Below are 14,342 nucleotides of genomic sequence, written 5' to 3'. Positions count from 1 at the left end.
TACCGGCGCTGCGTATTGCGCCCGGTCAGGGTTGGCGGTAATGGCCGTCAGCCGTCCTGGAGTGAAGATGAATACCCTGTTTATGCATTGCCGGCCCGGTTTCGAGAGCGAAGTCTGTGCCGAAATCGCCGAGCACGCCGCGCGCCTGAATGTCGCCGGCTATGCCAAGGCCAAGCCGCAGAGCGCCTGCGCCGAGTTCATCTGCAACGACGCCGAAGGTGCCGAGCAACTGATGCGCGAGCTGCGTTTTGCCCAGCTGATCTTCCCCCGGCAATGGGCCCGCGGCGCGTTCATCGAGCTGCCGGAAACCGACCGCATCAGCGTTCTGCTCGAGGCCCTGGCCGATTACCCGCAGTGTGGCAGCCTGTGGCTGGAGGTGATGGACACCAACGATGGCAAAGAGCTGTCGACCTTCTGTCGCAAGTTCGAAGTGCCGTTGCGCAAGGCCCTGAGCAAGGCCGGGCGCCTGGTTGAGGATGCGCACAAACCACGATTGCTGCTGACCTTCGTCAGCGGCCGGCGGGTGTTTGTCGGCCTGGCGGCGGCGGATAACTCGGCGATGTGGCCGATGGGTATTCCGCGCCTGAAGTTCCCCCGCGAAGCGCCGAGCCGTTCGACCCTCAAGCTGGAAGAGGCCTGGCACCACTTCATCCCTCGCGATCAGTGGGATGCGCGCCTGTCCGATGACATGACCGGGGTTGACCTGGGCGCTGCGCCGGGCGGCTGGACTTACCAACTGGTCAAGCGCGGCATGCTGGTAACCGCCATCGACAACGGGCCGATGGCTGAGAGCCTGATGGACACCGGCCTGGTCCAGCACCTGATGGCCGACGGCTTTACCTACAAGCCCAGGCAGACCGTGGACTGGATGGTCTGTGACATCGTCGAGAAGCCGGCGCGCAGTGCCGCCTTGCTCGAAACCTGGCTCGGCGAGGGCTTGTGCCGCGAGGCGGTGGTCAACCTCAAGCTGCCGATGAAGAAGCGTTACGCCGAAGTGCGGCGCCTGCTCGAGCGCATCGAAGAGGGCTTCAAGGCGCGCAAGGTCAAGGTCTCGATTGGCTGCAAGCAGCTGTATCACGACCGTGAGGAAGTGACCTGCCACCTGCGGCGCCTGGATCTGAAACCGCGCTGAGGCTGTGGGAGCGGCTTGAGCGACAATAGCTGATTGTTTCCGGAGTTCTACATGACTGACTTCACCCCAGATGCCATCCTCGACGCCACCGGCCTGAACTGCCCGGAGCCGGTGATGATGCTGCACCAGTACATTCGCGACCTGGCCCCCGGCGGCTTGCTCAAGGTGATCGCCACTGATCCCTCGACCCGTCGCGATATCCCCAAGTTCTGCGTGTTCCTCGACCATGAACTGGTCCAGCAACAGGAAGAGGCCGGCACTTACCTGTACTGGATCCGCAAGAAGCTCGGTTAACGCTTTTCAGCGCGGCGAATGTGCTTGGCGCTGCTGCGCGCCAAGCGAATCGCCAGCATCAGCGCCGCGCAGGTGAGGCCGGCAATCAGGCCTTCCCACAGGCCGTTAGGGCCGCTGGCTGGGCCGAACAGGTCGGTCAGGCCGAGCACGTAACCCACCGGCAAGCCGATGCCCCAGTAGGCGAACAGGGTCAGGATCATGGTCACCCGGGTGTCCTGGTAACCGCGCAGGGCGCCGGCGGCAATCACCTGGATGGCGTCGGAGAACTGATACAGCGCGGCATACACGATCAGCATCGCGGCAATCTGGATCACCGCCGTGTCCGGGGTGTAGATCGAGGCGATGGGCTCGCGCATCAGCAGGATCAGGCTGGCCGAGAAGCAGGCAAACACCAGCGCCGCACCCAGGCCCACCAGAGCGGCGAAGCGCGCCTGGCGCGGTAGCCCGGCGCCGATCGCCTGGCCAACCCGCACGGTCACCGCCATCCCCAGCGAATACGGAATCATGAACAGCAGCGAGCTAATGTTCAGGGCAATCTGGTGCCCGGCCACCACGGTCGGGCCGAGGCTGCCGATCAGCAGGGCAATCACTGCGAAGATGCTCGACTCGGCGAATACCGCGATGCCGATCGGCAGGCCGACGCCGACCAGGCGCTTGATCACCGGCCATTGCGGCTTGTCCAGGCGCACCAGCACGCGCTGGCGGGCATAGGCCGGGGCCCAGTGGGTCCAGGCGGCCATGCTCAGGGCCATGAACCACATGACGATGCCGCTGGCCCAGCCGCAACCGACGCCGCCCAGGGCCGGCATACCGAAGTGGCCGTAAATCAGTACATAGTTCAGTGGAATGTTCAGCAGCAGCCCGGACAAGCCGATGACCATGCTCGGCCGGGTCCGGCCCAGGGCATCGCTGTAGCAGCGCAACACGTAATAAAGGGCGACACCGGGGAAGCCGAAGGCAATGCCCTGCAAATAGCCCATGCTCGGCGCCACCAGTTGCGGGTCGACTTTCATCACCTGCAAGATCGGTTCGGCGCTGAGCAGCAGGCCACTGGCGATCAGGCCGACGCACAGTGCCAGCCACAATGCCTGGCGCACCAGCGGGCCGATCTCGGCATGCTGGCCGGCGCCATAGCGCTGGGCAACCTTGGGCGTGGTCGCCAGCAGGATGCCGGTCATCAGCAGGTACACCGGAATCCAGATCGAGTTACCCAGCGCCACGGCTGCCAGGTCGCGGGGGCTGACCCGGCCGGCCATCACCGCATCGACAAAACCCATGGCGGTGGTCGCCAACTGGGCAATGATGATTGGCGTGGCCAGCATCAGCAGGCCGCGCAGCTCGCTGCGGATCCGCGTCGGGCGCGACAGGGCGGGGGTTTGGGTCTCGGCGGTCATCGGTGTCACAAGGCAGGCGTCCACAGGAAAGATGGGCAAAGCCGGCTAGTCTACGCCTTGACGCGGCAGTCAGGAACCTCGCCTGCCTGTGGATCGCCCCACCCGTATCGGCCTACACTGCGCACCCCGATAGGAGAGCGCCATGCTGATTGTTGCTGACGAGAATATCCCGCTGCTCGATGCCTTCTTTGCCGGTTTTGGCGAAATCCGCCGCTACCCCGGGCGGGCGATCGATGCCGCCTGCGTCAAGGATGCCGATGTGCTGCTGGTGCGTTCAGTGACCAAGGTCGATCGCACTTTGCTCGAAGGCAGTCAGGTGAAGTTTGTCGGCACCTGCACCATCGGCACCGATCACCTGGCCCTGGATTACTTCGCCGAGGCTGGTATTCACTGGTCCAGCGCGCCAGGCTGCAACGCCCGCGGGGTGGTCGACTATGTGCTCGGCAGCCTGCTGACCCTGGCCGAGCTCGACGGCGCCAGCTTGCCTGCGCGCACCTATGGGGTGGTCGGCGCCGGGGAAGTCGGTGGGCGTCTGGTCGAGGTGCTGCGCGGCCTTGGTTGGCAGGTGCTGGTCTGCGACCCGCCGCGCCAGGCGCGCGAAGGCGGCGACTATGTGAGCCTGGAGCAGATCATCGAGCAGTGCGACGTCATTAGCCTGCACACCCCGCTGACCCGTAGCGGCGAGCTGCCGACCTGGCACCTGCTGGGCCAGGCGCAACTGGCCCGCCTGCGCCCCGGCGCCTGGCTGATCAATGCCAGCCGCGGCCCGGTGGTCGACAATCAGGCTCTACGCCAGCTGTTGCGCGAGCGCGACGATATCCAGGCGGTACTCGACGTCTGGGAGGGCGAGCCCCAGGTCGACCTGGCCCTGGCCGACCTCTGCGTGATCGCCACCCCGCATATTGCCGGCTACAGCCTGGACGGCAAGCAGCGCGGCACCGCGCAGATCTACCAGGCGTTTTGCGCCTGGCGTGGCGAACCTGCCGAGGTGCAACTGAGCGACCTGCTGCCACAGCCGTGGCTGGCCGAAATCGCCTTGCAGGCCGAGACGGATCCGGCCTGGGCCCTCGCGACCCTGTGCCGCGCAGTGTATGACCCGCGCCGTGACGATGCCGATTTTCGCCGCAGCTTGAGCCGCGACCCGGCGCAGCAGAAGGCCGCCTTCGACAACCTGCGCAAGCACTACCCGCCGCGCCGTGAAATCGAAGGCCTGGCCGTGCGCCTGCACGGTGAAGCGCCGCAACTGGCACAGCTGGTCCGCGCCCTGGGCGGCGTGCTGGTGTAAATAGCGGGCAATAAAAACCCGGCGCGTGCGCCGGGTTGAAGAATTCGGGTGGGTCAGTCTTTCTTGGCGAGTTCTACCCGGCTTTTTTCCAGCTTCTCGCAGGCCTGCTGGATCATCTCCTCGGTGATGGTGATCTCATTGCCATCCTTGTCGATGATCGTGCCGCCTACCGATGCCTGCGGGTTAGGCGCGGGTTTTTCCTGGGTGTTGCCTTGATGTTGCAAGCTCATTTCCTGTCTCCTCATCAGGTTGCAAGCTCAGACTAGAATCGCCTCGTGACCGGCCTGTGACAGCTCCTTCGGTTATCACTGTGCGACGTGTCCAGTCCATCAGAAAGCCGAGTAAACCTCCAGTAGTACTTTAGACCGAAACGGTCTAGCCGGCTGTGGCCTGGGTCTTATATGCCCAGGTTCTGGTTCCGACGCCCAATCATTGCCCGCAGTTCCTTGGCGCTTGATCAACGGTCCGGTGTAGGCTGCTGTAAATAGCGGACAAACGGCGTACTCCATGCTCAACCGGTTTTCTTCACGCCAGCGCCAGGCCCTGCGCCTGGGCTGGCGTTTTATCCGTCCTTACCGCACGCAGGCGCTGCTGGCCTTGCTGGCACTCATCGTTACCGCAGCGATTACCCTGTCCATGGGCCAGGGTATTCGCCTGCTGGTGGACCAGGGCTTCATGACCCAGTCGCCGCACCTGCTCAACCAGTCAATCGGCCTGTTCCTGCTGTTGGTGCTGGCCCTGGCGATCGGTACCTTCAGCCGCTTCTACCTGGTGTCGTGGATTGGCGAACGCTGTGTGGCCGATATCCGCCAGCAGGTGTTCGATCATCTGATCTACCTGCACCCGGGTTTTTTCGAAAGTAACCGCAGTTCGGAGATCCAGTCGCGGCTGACCGCCGACACAACCTTGTTGCAATCGGTGATCGGCTCGTCGCTGTCGCTGTTCCTGCGCAACGCGCTGATGGTGCTGGGCGGCATCGTCCTGCTGTTTGTCACCAACCCCAAGCTCACCAGCATCGTGGTGCTGGCCTTGCCGCTGGTGCTGGCACCGATCCTGATTTTCGGCCGCCGGGTGCGCAACCTGTCGCGGCAGAGCCAGGACCGGGTCGCCGACGTCGGCAGCTATGTGGCCGAGACCCTCGGCCAGATCAAGACCGTGCAGGCCTACAACCACCAGTCCAGCGACCAGCAGCGTTTCGGCGCCACGGTCGAGGCGGCCTTTGAGGTGGCGCGCAAACGCATCCTCCAGCGCGCCTGGCTGATCACCCTGGTGATCGTGCTGGTGCTCGGGGCGGTTGGGGTAATGCTCTGGGTCGGTGGCATGGACGTGATCGCCGGGCGTATTTCCGGCGGTGAGCTGGCCGCCTTCGTGTTCTACAGCCTGATCGTCGGCAGCGCCTTCGGCACCCTCAGCGAAGTGATTGGCGAGCTGCAGCGCGCTGCCGGTGCCGGCGAGCGGATTGCCGAGCTGCTGGCAGCGCGCAGCGAGATAGTCGCGCCTGCTGACCTGCAGCGCTCGGCGCCGCGGGTCAGTGGCCGGGTCGAGTTGCAGGACATCCGTTTTGCTTATCCATCACGGCCAACACCGCCGGCCATCGATGACCTGAAGCTTACCGTCGAGCCCGGCGAAACCCTGGCCCTGGTCGGGCCGTCGGGGGCGGGCAAGTCGACCCTGTTCGACCTGTTACTGCGTTTTTACGACCCGCAGCAAGGGCGCATCCTGCTTGATGGTCAGGACATCAGGTGCCTCGATCCGCAGGACCTGCGCCGCCACTTCGCCCTGGTAGCGCAGAACCCGGCGCTGTTCTTTGGCACGGTGGAGGACAACATCCGCTACGGGCGCGCCGATGCCACGGCCGAACAGGTCGAGGCTGCTGCCCGCAGCGCCCATGCCCATGAGTTCATCTTGCAGTTGCCCAAGGGCTATCAGACTCACTTGGGTGACGCCGGCCTTGGCCTCTCGGGCGGTCAACGCCAGCGCCTGGCGATTGCCCGGGCCTTGCTGGTGGATGCACCGATTCTGTTGCTGGACGAAGCCACCAGCGCCCTCGACGCGCAGAGCGAGCATTTGATCCAGCAGGCGCTGCCGACCCTGATGAGCGGGCGCACCACCCTGGTGATCGCCCATCGCCTGGCCACGGTGCAGCATGCCGACCGCATTGCGGTGATTGATCAGGGCCGGCTGGTGGCCATCGGCACGCATCGCCAGTTGATTGCCCAGAGCCCCTTGTATGCACGGCTGGCGGCGTTGCAATTCAATAACGTGACGGAAATGTGACAGCGTCCTACAGACTGTCACATTTCTGTAGCAATCCCTTGAGACTATCTGTTCCAGCTGTTGCGTAATGCTCGAACCTGGCTGCTATCGATCGATGGCAGCTTTTTTTTGGCCTGCCGTCAGTGGCCAGTGAACGAGGACAGGGACGTCTTTGCCTGGTTGGCGCCGAGTGGCGCCGCTCCCTTATTCCTTGTTCCGGGACTTCTTCCGATGTTGCGTAAATCCCTCAGAGTGCAAATTCTCGCCCTGCTCGGCGGCAGCCTGGCGGCGATCCTGCTGATCGCCCTGGTGTGCTTTCAGTTGTTGTCCTCCAGCGTGCGCGGCTACGGCCAGCTGATCGACGGGCCATTGCAGGCGTCGCAGTTGATCGATGAAGCCAACCTGCAGTTCAAGGTCCAGGTCCAGGAGTGGAAGAACGTGCTGCTGCGCGGCAAGCAGCCCGCCGAGCTGGACAAGTACTGGCAGCAGTTCCTGGCCCGTGAGCAGCAGGTGCAGGGCATCCTTGACCAGTTGATCGCCCGCAGCGAGCAGCCGCTCAAGGGCCGTGCCGAGCAACTCAAGGCCAGCCACCGACAGTTGGGTCAGGCTTACGCACAGGGGCGTCAGGCGTTTCTGGCGGCGGGCGCTGATCCTGTTGTAGGCGATCAGGCAGTCAAAGGTGTTGACCGCGCTGCCAGCGAGCAAATGAGTGAGTTGGTCAGCCAGTTGCGCAGCGATGCCCAGGCGCGTGCCCAGACCATCAACCAGTCGGCAGAGCGTACGGTCTGGCTGGGGCTGCTGGTGATGTTCGGCTCGGCGTTGCTGGTCGGGCTGTTCAGTCTGTGGCTGGTCAACCGCAGCCTGATCGAGCCGATCCGTGGCTTGATCGATTATGTCGCGCAGTTGAGCCAGGGGCGCTTCGCCGCGCGGGTCGCCAGCGATCGCCAGGATGAGCTGGGGCGGCTGGCGGTGGCGGCCAATACGCTGCGCGACTTTCTTGCCGACACCTTCAGCCGCCTGCAGCGCAATGCCGGTGAGCTGGAAAGCGCCAGCGGCGAGCTGCGCGGCATTGCCGGCAACATGGCCCGCGGCACCGACGACCAGTTCCAGCGTACCGACCAGGTCGCTACGGCCATGCATGAAATGTCGGCGACCGCCCAGGAAGTCGCCCGCCATGCCGCCGACGCCGCGCGCGCCGCCGATGAAGCCGACCACAGCGCCCAGGCCGGCGAGCAGGTGATGCAGGCAACCATTGCCACCATTGCCGGGGTCAACCAGGAAATTGCCGACACCGCCAAGGTGATTCGCCATCTGGAAGCCGACAGCGACCGCATCGGCAAGGTGCTGGAAGTGATCCGCGCGATTGCCGAGCAGACCAACCTGCTGGCGCTCAACGCCGCCATCGAGGCGGCACGGGCCGGTGAGGCCGGACGCGGCTTTGCCGTGGTCGCCGATGAGGTGCGCAGCCTGGCCCAGCGTACGGCCGCGTCGATTGCCGAAATCAACCAGATCATCAGCGCCGTGCAGTCCGGCGCCGTGGCGGCGGTAAAAGCCATCGAGAGCGGCCAGCAGCGCAGCGAGGAGGGCGCCGAGCAGGTGCAGCAGGCCGGGCAGATGCTGCAGCGCATCACCGTTGCCGTCGAGGCTATCCGCGACATGAACCGGCAGATCGCCACGGCGGCGGAAGAGCAGACCAGTGTTGCCGAGGACATCTCGCGCAACCTGGTGGAAATCACCCGGATTGCCACCACCAACCAGCAGGCGGTGCAGCAGACCGAGCAGGCCGGGCAGCACTTGCACGGCTTGTCCGGGCAGTTGGGGGAGGTCACTGCGCGCCTGAGTGCTTGAGCAAAAGCGGGGGAAATCCGCCACATCCAGCGGTAAAGGCCTGGCAATGTGGCGGATTGTCGCCAGCTAAACCGTTAAAGTTGGGGTGCGACGACACGTCCTAGCTATTAGCCGTTGGTCTTGTAAAAGTTGGCCCGCTTCCTGCTTTAAGGCGACCCACCCTGACAGCGGCGGCCATGCCCCGCGTCTGGCGTGACGACCGTTCCCGATCCATCGAACAACCCCAGCCGCCATCCAGTGCGCGGGTGTCCGGGCCGATTGCCCGAGCACCAGCTACGCTAAGCCTTGGACTGCGCGAGCAACAACAAGAATCCGGGCGTGCACTACGGGACCTGCGGTCATTGCCAATTACTTCACTTCAATTGGATTGAACTATGAAAAAAATCCTGCTGACGCTCCTGTGCCTGAGTGTCATCGGTTGCTCCAAGCCCAGTGAGCCCGAGAAAACCGTAGACGTGCTGCTGATCGGCGGCGGCATCATGAGTGCAAGCCTGGGTACCTACCTCAATGAGCTGGAGCCCGGTTGGTCGATCGACATCTACGAGCGCCTGGACAAGGTCGCCGAAGAAAGCTCCAACGCCTGGAACAACGCCGGTACCGGTCACTCCGCGTTCTGCGAGCTGAACTACACCAGCGAAGGTGCCGACGGCAAGATCGACATCAGCAAGGCCGTTGGCGTCAACGAGCAGTTCGAGATCTCCAAGCAGTTCTGGGCCTACCAGGTCGAGCAGAAAGTGCTGAACAACCCGACCTCGTTCATCAATAACGTGCCGCACATGAGCTTCGTCTGGGGCGACAAGAACGTCGAGTTCCTCAAGAAGCGTCATGAGGCCCTGCAGCACAGCTCGCTGTTCCGTGGCATGGAGTACTCCGAAGACCACGAGCAGATCAAGAAGTGGGTACCGATCGTGATGGAAGGCCGCGCTGCCGACCAGAAGATCGCCGCCACCCGCATGCCGATCGGCACCGACGTCAACTTCGGCGAGATCACCCGCCAGCTGTTCGCCTCGCTGACCAAGCACGACAACGTCAAGCTGCACGTCCAGCACGAAGTCCGTGACATCGTCCGTAACGCCGACAACACCTGGACCGTGGTCGTCGCTGACCTGGCCAACAAGGGCGTCGAGAGCAGCATCAAGGCCAAGTTCGTCTTCATCGGTGCCGGTGGTGGCGCGCTGAAGCTGCTGCAGAAATCGGGCATCCCTGAAGCTGACGGCTATGCCGGCTTCCCGGTCGGTGGCCAGTTCCTGATGACCGACAACCAGGACATCGTTGCCCGTCACAAGGCCAAGCTGTACGGCAAGGCTTCGGTTGGTGCGCCGCCGATGTCGGTTCCGCACCTGGACACCCGCGTGATCGACGGCAAGGAAGTGCTGCTGTTCGGCCCGTTCGCCACCTTCTCGACCAAGTTCCTGAAGAACGGCTCGCTGCTGGACATGTTCGCTGCGCTGACCACCCACAACATCATGCCGATGACCCACGCCGGTATCGACAACATCGACCTGAGCACCTACCTGATGGGTCAGTTGATGCTGAGCTTCGATGACCGCATGGCGGCCCTGCGCGAGTACTTCCCGAACGCCAAGAACGAAGACTGGAAACTGCTGCAGGCCGGTCAACGCGTCCAGGTGATCAAGAAGGACCCTGAGCACGGCGGCATCCTGCAGTTCGGTACTGAAGTCGTTGCTGCCCAGGATGGCACCATCGCCGCACTGCTGGGTGCCTCGCCAGGTGCTTCGACCGCTGCGCCGATCATGCTGAGCGTGCTGGAAAAGACCTTCAAGGATCGCATCAAGACTCCTGAGTGGCAGGCCAAGCTGAAGGAAATCGTGCCGACCTACGGCCAGAAGCTCAACAACAACCTTGAGCTGACCAACAAGACCCGTGAGTGGAGCAGTTCGCGTCTGAACCTGCTGTACGTTCCGGTGCTGCCGGAAGAAGCGGCTGCGGTACAGGCTGAGCCTGCGCTGTAAGCTTTCGCTTTGCTAGAAACAAACAAGCCCCTGTACAGGGGCTTGTTTGTTTCTGGCCTGGCAAAAATATCGCCGGCTACTCGGTTGCGGATCAGTGGCGTTTCTTGCGATGACTGTCCGCCAGGTTGTTACCCAACGCACCACCAGCCGCGCCGCCCAGGCCTGCGCCAATTGCCGAGCCGGTGCTGCCACCGAGCTTGCCGCCGACCAGCGAGCCACCGGCCGAACCCAGGCCGCCACCAATGGCCGCCTTGGTCTTGTTGCCTTTCTTCGCGCCCATGGCACTGCCTGCCGCGCCGCCGACGCCGGCACCAATGGCCGCACCGGTGCTGCCGCCAAGCTTTTGCCCGACCACGTTACCCAGAACACCACCCAGGCCACCGCCTACAGCGGTCTGGCCATCACCGGCCATGGCGCCTTGTGCGCACAAAAGGCCCAGGGTCAGGGCGGCAAGAGTCTTACGCATGTGAATCAACCTTACTGTTCAAAAAGGCGCGCATTCTGCTGGCAGCGTCGCCGCCGCGCAATGCTGGCCACTGCTGCTCGTCTGCCAGGCACGAAAAAGCCCGCGCGAGGGCGGGCTTTTTGCTGAGTAAAGTGGTCGGAGAGACAGGATTCGAACCTGCGGCCTTCTCGTCCCGAACGAGACGCGCTACCTGGCTGCGCTACACTCCGATGGAGAAAATATTACTCAAAATCTTCTCCTCGACAAGCCCCCAGAGGCGGCCTGTCGATCAGCTCACAGGTCCTTGACGGTGCGGACCTGGTCCTTGTTGATGCGGGTGCGCTTGCCGTCCAGTTGTTCGAATTCGTAGAAGCCCGAGTCTTCGTCGTATTGCGGAGTATCGACCGCCTGGATTTCGCGGCCGTCGTTCAGGGTAATGACGGTCGGCGAAGCGCAGCCAGCCAGAGTGCCAAGACCCAGGGCGAGCAGGAAAGCGGGAAGAGTCCGTTGAATCATTGTGTTTCTCCAGTAAAGGATGGTGCGTAATGTTTCTTGAGACGCATGGCGCCTGCGCAAGTTCCATGCAGATTTCAGCATAGCGGCAATCTAGCATTATTGACCGGCAACAATGCCTGGGCCGCTGACGGGCGCGAGGCAGGCAGGGCTGTGATATAACACCGCTCATTCGTTCCTATCAATGGATTCAAGGTCCCATGAAAGCCAAGGCAGATGTACCTTTCGTGCCGCTGAACATTGCCGTCCTGACGGTCAGCGATACCCGCACCCTGGAAACCGACACCTCCGGCCAGGTGTTCGTCGACCGCCTGAGCGAGGCCGGCCACGCTCTGGCGGCGCGGGTGCTGCTCAAGGACGATCTGTACAAGATTCGCGCCCAGGTCGCCACCTGGATCGCCGATGAGCAGGTGCAGGTGGTGCTGATCACCGGCGGTACCGGCTTTACCGGGCGCGACAGTACCCCGGAAGCCGTGGCCTGCCTGCTGGACAAGCAGGTCGATGGCTTTGGCGAGCTGTTCCGGCATATCTCCCTGGCCGATATCGGTACCTCCACCGTGCAGTCCCGGGCCCTGGCCGGGCTGGCCAACGGCACCCTGGTGTGTTGCCTGCCGGGCTCGACCAACGCCGTGCGTACCGGCTGGGACGGCATCCTTGCCGAGCAGCTCGACGCCCGTCATCGCCCGTGCAACTTCGTCACCCACCTCAAGCAGGCCGCGCCCTGCGAAAGCCGTGGTTGAGGCGCCCATGCACACTCAACTGATGCCGGTCGAAGAAGCCCTGGCAAAACTGCTGGCGCTGGCCGAAGCCGCGCCTATCACCGCTACCGAGCAGGTCGCCCTGGCCGACGCCGAGGGCCGCGTGCTGGCACATGAGCTGGTCTCGAGCCTCGACCTGCCGCCCTGGCCCAACAGCGCCATGGACGGCTACGCGCTGCGCCTGGCCGACTGGACGGGCGAGCCCTTGACGGTCAGCCAGCGGGTATTCGCCGGGCATTCACCCGAGCCGTTGCAGCCGGGTACCTGTGCGCGGATCTTTACCGGGGCGCCGGTGCCGGTGGGGGCGGATTGCGTTGAGATGCAGGAAAACGCCGACGTCCTGGACGATCAGCGCGTGCGCTTTACCGAGGCGCTTCGCGTCGGTCAGAACATTCGCCCGCAAGGGCAGGAAACCCGCGCTGGCGAGGCGGTTTTGGCCGCGGGTACGCGCCTGGGGCCGATCGAGCTGGGCCTGGCAGCTTCCTTGGGGTGCGCCGAGCTGACCGTCGTGCGGCGGGTCAAGGTCGCTGTGCTGTCGACCGGCGACGAACTGGTCGAGCCCGGCTTGCCCCTGGGGCCCGGGCAGATCTACAACAGCAACCGGCGGCTGCTCGGCAGCTGGTTGCAACGCCTGGGCTGTGAAGTGATCGACGCTGGCATTCTGGCCGATGACCTGGAGAAAACCCGCAACTGCCTGGCTGCCCTGCAGGGCGTCGACCTGATCCTTTCCACTGGCGGTGTTTCGGTGGGCGAGGCCGATTACCTGGGCATCGCCCTGCGTGAAGAGGGCGAACTGTCGCTGTGGAAGCTGGCAATCAAGCCGGGCAAGCCGCTGACCTTCGGTCATTACAAGGGCGTGCCGGTCATTGGCTTGCCGGGTAACCCGGCTTCGACCCTGGTGACCTTCGGCCTGCTGACCCGCCCCTACCTGTTGCGCCGCCAGGGTGTTACCGAGGTCACGCCGCTGCAGTTCGCGGTGCCGGCCGGGTTCGACTGGCCCAAGGCTGGCACTCGCCGCGAATACCTGCGCGGGCGGCTGGAGCGGGGTAGTGCATTGATCTACAAGAACCAGAGCTCGGGTGTGCTGCGCAGCGCCGCCTGGGCCGAGGGCCTGGTCGAAGTCCGTGAGGGCCAGACCCCGGGCAAGGGCGATATCGTGCAGTTCATTCCCTTGAGCGAGCTACTTGGTTGAGCGGCTGAGCAGGGTGTCGCCCATCAGGGTGGCACCGCTCGGCGCGCGCAGGCTGGGGCGCGCATGTACGCTTTCCAGCTGGGCAGCGGCGATGCTCCAGTCGTGCCGGCTGCAGACAAACTCCCGCGCCGCTTGCGACAGCTGGCGCAGGCGCCAGGGCTGATTGAGCAGTTGGTTAATCATCAACGCCAGCTGGTCGCCGTCGTCACTGGCCAGGTAGTGCTCGCCATGGGTCACCTGCAGGCCTGACACGCCCTTGGCCGTGGTTACCACCGGCAGCCCGGCGGCCATGGCTTCCAGTATCTTGATCTTCGAGCCGCCGCCATAACGTAGCGGCGCAAAGAAGATCGCCGAGTTGCGTTGCAGCTCGCGCAGGTCAGGCAGGTAGCCAATCCATTCGATTCGCGGGTCGCTCCAGCGCAGTTTCCAGCTGGGCGGCAAGGCGTGGCCAACCACGGCCAGGCGTACTGCGGGGTTGCTCAACCAGACTTGCGGCAGAATGTCTTCCAGGGCCCATTCGATGGCTTCAAGGTTGGCGCCGTATTCGAAATTGCCGACGAACAGCAGGCGCTGGCTGCACAGCGACGGCTGGATATCCTGGTAATGCGCGCAATCCACGCCATTGATCACCACCGACACCGCAGCGCCGGTCGCCTGGCTGATGTGTTCGGCGTCGGTTGGGCTGACCGCTACCACTTCATGGGCCTGGCTGAGCACGCGGTTTTCCCAGCGCCGGTAACGCCAGCGATCAAAGGCATTGAACGGTCGCAGCCACAGTGGCAAGCGGTCGTGGCAAGCGGCGCCATTGACCGATTCGATGTTGTGCTCGCTGAGCACGAATGGCAGCCCGCGAGCCTGCAGGGCCTTTTCGAACGGCTGGAAGCTGTAGCTGTGCTCGATCTGGATGACATCCCAGGGCTCTTCCAGCAATTGCTCGAAGCAGTGGCGCAGGTGCGGCGCCAGGCCATTGATGCTGGCGCGCATCGGATAGCTGGGGTAGATCGCCGCCAGCAGGTTCAGGGGGCTGTGGAAGGGGCGCCTGGGTAGCACGATCAGGCGTTCGAGCAAAGGTTCCAAGGCCTGTCGGGCCGCGTCGCTGGGCGGGATTTTCGATTGCACCAGCAGGGTGATGCGGTGACCCCGCTGCGCCAGGCTGCGCAGCAGGTGGTATTGCCGTGTTTTACCGCCGCTGGTGGTGGGCCAGGGCAGGTAGGGTAGTGTCCAGAGTACGCGCATGACCCCTTTCCTCTGT

The 14,342-nt window shown here is 63.9% G+C and carries 13 protein-coding genes, 1 tRNA gene and 1 pseudogene; 9 read left to right on the top strand and 6 right to left on the bottom strand.

Annotated elements, in window-relative coordinates; translation table 11 throughout:
* The first annotated feature begins 67 nt into the window (after positions 1-67).
* Complete coding sequence (rlmM, locus tag LOY54_RS18895; protein ID WP_258607569.1) at positions 68-1,132, top strand: 23S rRNA (cytidine(2498)-2'-O)-methyltransferase RlmM; 1,065 nt, start codon at positions 68-70, stop codon at positions 1,130-1,132.
* A 51-nt stretch (positions 1,133-1,183) separates the two neighbouring features.
* Positions 1,184-1,426, top strand: a complete 243-nt coding sequence (gene tusA / locus LOY54_RS18890) for a sulfurtransferase TusA (RefSeq protein WP_045194957.1) — start codon at positions 1,184-1,186, stop codon at positions 1,424-1,426.
* Here tusA and LOY54_RS18885 read toward each other — a convergent pair.
* On the bottom strand, positions 1,423-2,820 hold the full coding sequence (locus LOY54_RS18885) for an MATE family efflux transporter (RefSeq protein WP_045194955.1): 1,398 nt from the start codon (positions 2,818-2,820) through the stop codon (positions 1,423-1,425). The genes tusA and LOY54_RS18885 overlap by 4 nt on opposite strands.
* 142 nt (positions 2,821-2,962) lie before the next feature.
* Between LOY54_RS18885 and pdxB the strand changes: the two genes are divergently transcribed.
* Entirely contained in the window at positions 2,963-4,105 is a 1,143-nt protein-coding gene (gene pdxB, locus LOY54_RS18880; RefSeq protein WP_045194952.1) for a 4-phosphoerythronate dehydrogenase PdxB, read from the top strand.
* A 53-nt stretch (positions 4,106-4,158) separates the two neighbouring features.
* On the opposite strand, the gene LOY54_RS18875 is transcribed toward pdxB, so the two are convergent.
* Positions 4,159-4,335: a PA1571 family protein gene (locus LOY54_RS18875; RefSeq protein ID WP_176794234.1), complete on the bottom strand. Its 177-nt coding sequence runs from the start codon at positions 4,333-4,335 to the stop codon at positions 4,159-4,161.
* A 277-nt stretch (positions 4,336-4,612) separates the two neighbouring features.
* On the opposite strand from LOY54_RS18875, the gene LOY54_RS18870 reads away from it, so the two are divergent.
* The 4 genes and pseudogenes from LOY54_RS18870 to mqo all read left to right on the top strand — a co-directional run bounded on the left by LOY54_RS18870 (position 4,613) and on the right by mqo (position 10,182).
* A complete protein-coding gene (locus LOY54_RS18870) occupies positions 4,613-6,382 on the top strand; it encodes an ABC transporter transmembrane domain-containing protein (RefSeq protein WP_258607568.1) in 1,770 nt (589 codons plus the stop codon).
* Between the two features lie 210 nt (positions 6,383-6,592).
* Positions 6,593-7,276 (top strand): annotated as a pseudogene (locus tag LOY54_RS27700) (methyl-accepting chemotaxis protein); the annotation flags it as partial.
* Positions 7,277-7,441: 165 nt separating this feature from the next.
* A complete protein-coding gene (locus LOY54_RS27695) occupies positions 7,442-8,209 on the top strand; it encodes a methyl-accepting chemotaxis protein (RefSeq protein ID WP_408980599.1) in 768 nt (255 codons plus the stop codon).
* Positions 8,210-8,583: 374 nt separating this feature from the next.
* Positions 8,584-10,182, top strand: a complete 1,599-nt coding sequence (gene mqo, locus LOY54_RS18860) for a malate dehydrogenase (quinone) (protein ID WP_258607567.1) — start codon at positions 8,584-8,586, stop codon at positions 10,180-10,182.
* Between the two features lie 91 nt (positions 10,183-10,273).
* On the opposite strand, the gene LOY54_RS18855 is transcribed toward mqo, so the two are convergent.
* From LOY54_RS18855 to LOY54_RS18845, 3 genes are all read right to left on the bottom strand, one after another.
* Entirely contained in the window at positions 10,274-10,648 is a 375-nt protein-coding gene (locus LOY54_RS18855; protein ID WP_038994310.1) for a bacteriocin, read from the bottom strand.
* Positions 10,649-10,780: 132 nt separating this feature from the next.
* Positions 10,781-10,857: transfer RNA gene (locus tag LOY54_RS18850), tRNA-Pro, on the bottom strand.
* A gap of 64 nt (positions 10,858-10,921) precedes the next feature.
* Positions 10,922-11,143, bottom strand: coding sequence for a YgdI/YgdR family lipoprotein (locus LOY54_RS18845; RefSeq protein ID WP_010223359.1), 222 nt, complete (start codon positions 11,141-11,143; stop codon positions 10,922-10,924).
* Positions 11,144-11,340: 197 nt separating this feature from the next.
* On the opposite strand from LOY54_RS18845, the gene moaB reads away from it, so the two are divergent.
* Both moaB and glp read left to right on the top strand, forming a co-directional pair.
* Positions 11,341-11,880: a molybdenum cofactor biosynthesis protein B gene (moaB, locus tag LOY54_RS18840; RefSeq protein ID WP_045194944.1), complete on the top strand. Its 540-nt coding sequence runs from the start codon at positions 11,341-11,343 to the stop codon at positions 11,878-11,880.
* A gap of 7 nt (positions 11,881-11,887) precedes the next feature.
* Positions 11,888-13,090, top strand: a complete 1,203-nt coding sequence (gene glp / locus LOY54_RS18835) for a gephyrin-like molybdotransferase Glp (protein WP_258607566.1) — start codon at positions 11,888-11,890, stop codon at positions 13,088-13,090.
* On the opposite strand, the gene LOY54_RS18830 is transcribed toward glp, so the two are convergent.
* Positions 13,079-14,326, bottom strand: a complete 1,248-nt coding sequence (locus tag LOY54_RS18830; protein WP_258607565.1) for a glycosyltransferase family 4 protein — start codon at positions 14,324-14,326, stop codon at positions 13,079-13,081. The two genes, glp and LOY54_RS18830, sit on opposite strands and share 12 nt — an antisense overlap.
* Between the last annotated feature and the right edge of the window lie 16 nt (positions 14,327-14,342).

Source organism: Pseudomonas sp. B21-032, from assembly GCF_024748965.1.
GTDB lineage: Bacteria > Pseudomonadota > Gammaproteobacteria > Pseudomonadales > Pseudomonadaceae > Aquipseudomonas.
This window is presented reverse-complemented; position numbering and strand designations above follow the sequence as displayed.

Coding starts and splice junctions, on each gene's coding strand:
- rlmM (WP_258607569.1), top strand. CDS start 68: ATGAATACCCTGTTTATGCATTGCCGGCCCGGTTTCGAGAGCGAAGTC.
- tusA (WP_045194957.1), top strand. CDS start 1,184: ATGACTGACTTCACCCCAGATGCCATCCTCGACGCCACCGGCCTGAAC.
- LOY54_RS18885 (WP_045194955.1), bottom strand. CDS start 2,820: ATGACCGCCGAGACCCAAACCCCCGCCCTGTCGCGCCCGACGCGGATC.
- pdxB (WP_045194952.1), top strand. CDS start 2,963: ATGCTGATTGTTGCTGACGAGAATATCCCGCTGCTCGATGCCTTCTTT.
- LOY54_RS18875 (WP_176794234.1), bottom strand. CDS start 4,335: ATGAGCTTGCAACATCAAGGCAACACCCAGGAAAAACCCGCGCCTAAC.
- LOY54_RS18870 (WP_258607568.1), top strand. CDS start 4,613: ATGCTCAACCGGTTTTCTTCACGCCAGCGCCAGGCCCTGCGCCTGGGC.
- LOY54_RS27695 (WP_408980599.1), top strand. CDS start 7,442: ATGGCCCGCGGCACCGACGACCAGTTCCAGCGTACCGACCAGGTCGCT.
- mqo (WP_258607567.1), top strand. CDS start 8,584: ATGAAAAAAATCCTGCTGACGCTCCTGTGCCTGAGTGTCATCGGTTGC.
- LOY54_RS18855 (WP_038994310.1), bottom strand. CDS start 10,648: ATGCGTAAGACTCTTGCCGCCCTGACCCTGGGCCTTTTGTGCGCACAA.
- LOY54_RS18845 (WP_010223359.1), bottom strand. CDS start 11,143: ATGATTCAACGGACTCTTCCCGCTTTCCTGCTCGCCCTGGGTCTTGGC.
- moaB (WP_045194944.1), top strand. CDS start 11,341: ATGAAAGCCAAGGCAGATGTACCTTTCGTGCCGCTGAACATTGCCGTC.
- glp (WP_258607566.1), top strand. CDS start 11,888: ATGCACACTCAACTGATGCCGGTCGAAGAAGCCCTGGCAAAACTGCTG.
- LOY54_RS18830 (WP_258607565.1), bottom strand. CDS start 14,326: ATGCGCGTACTCTGGACACTACCCTACCTGCCCTGGCCCACCACCAGC.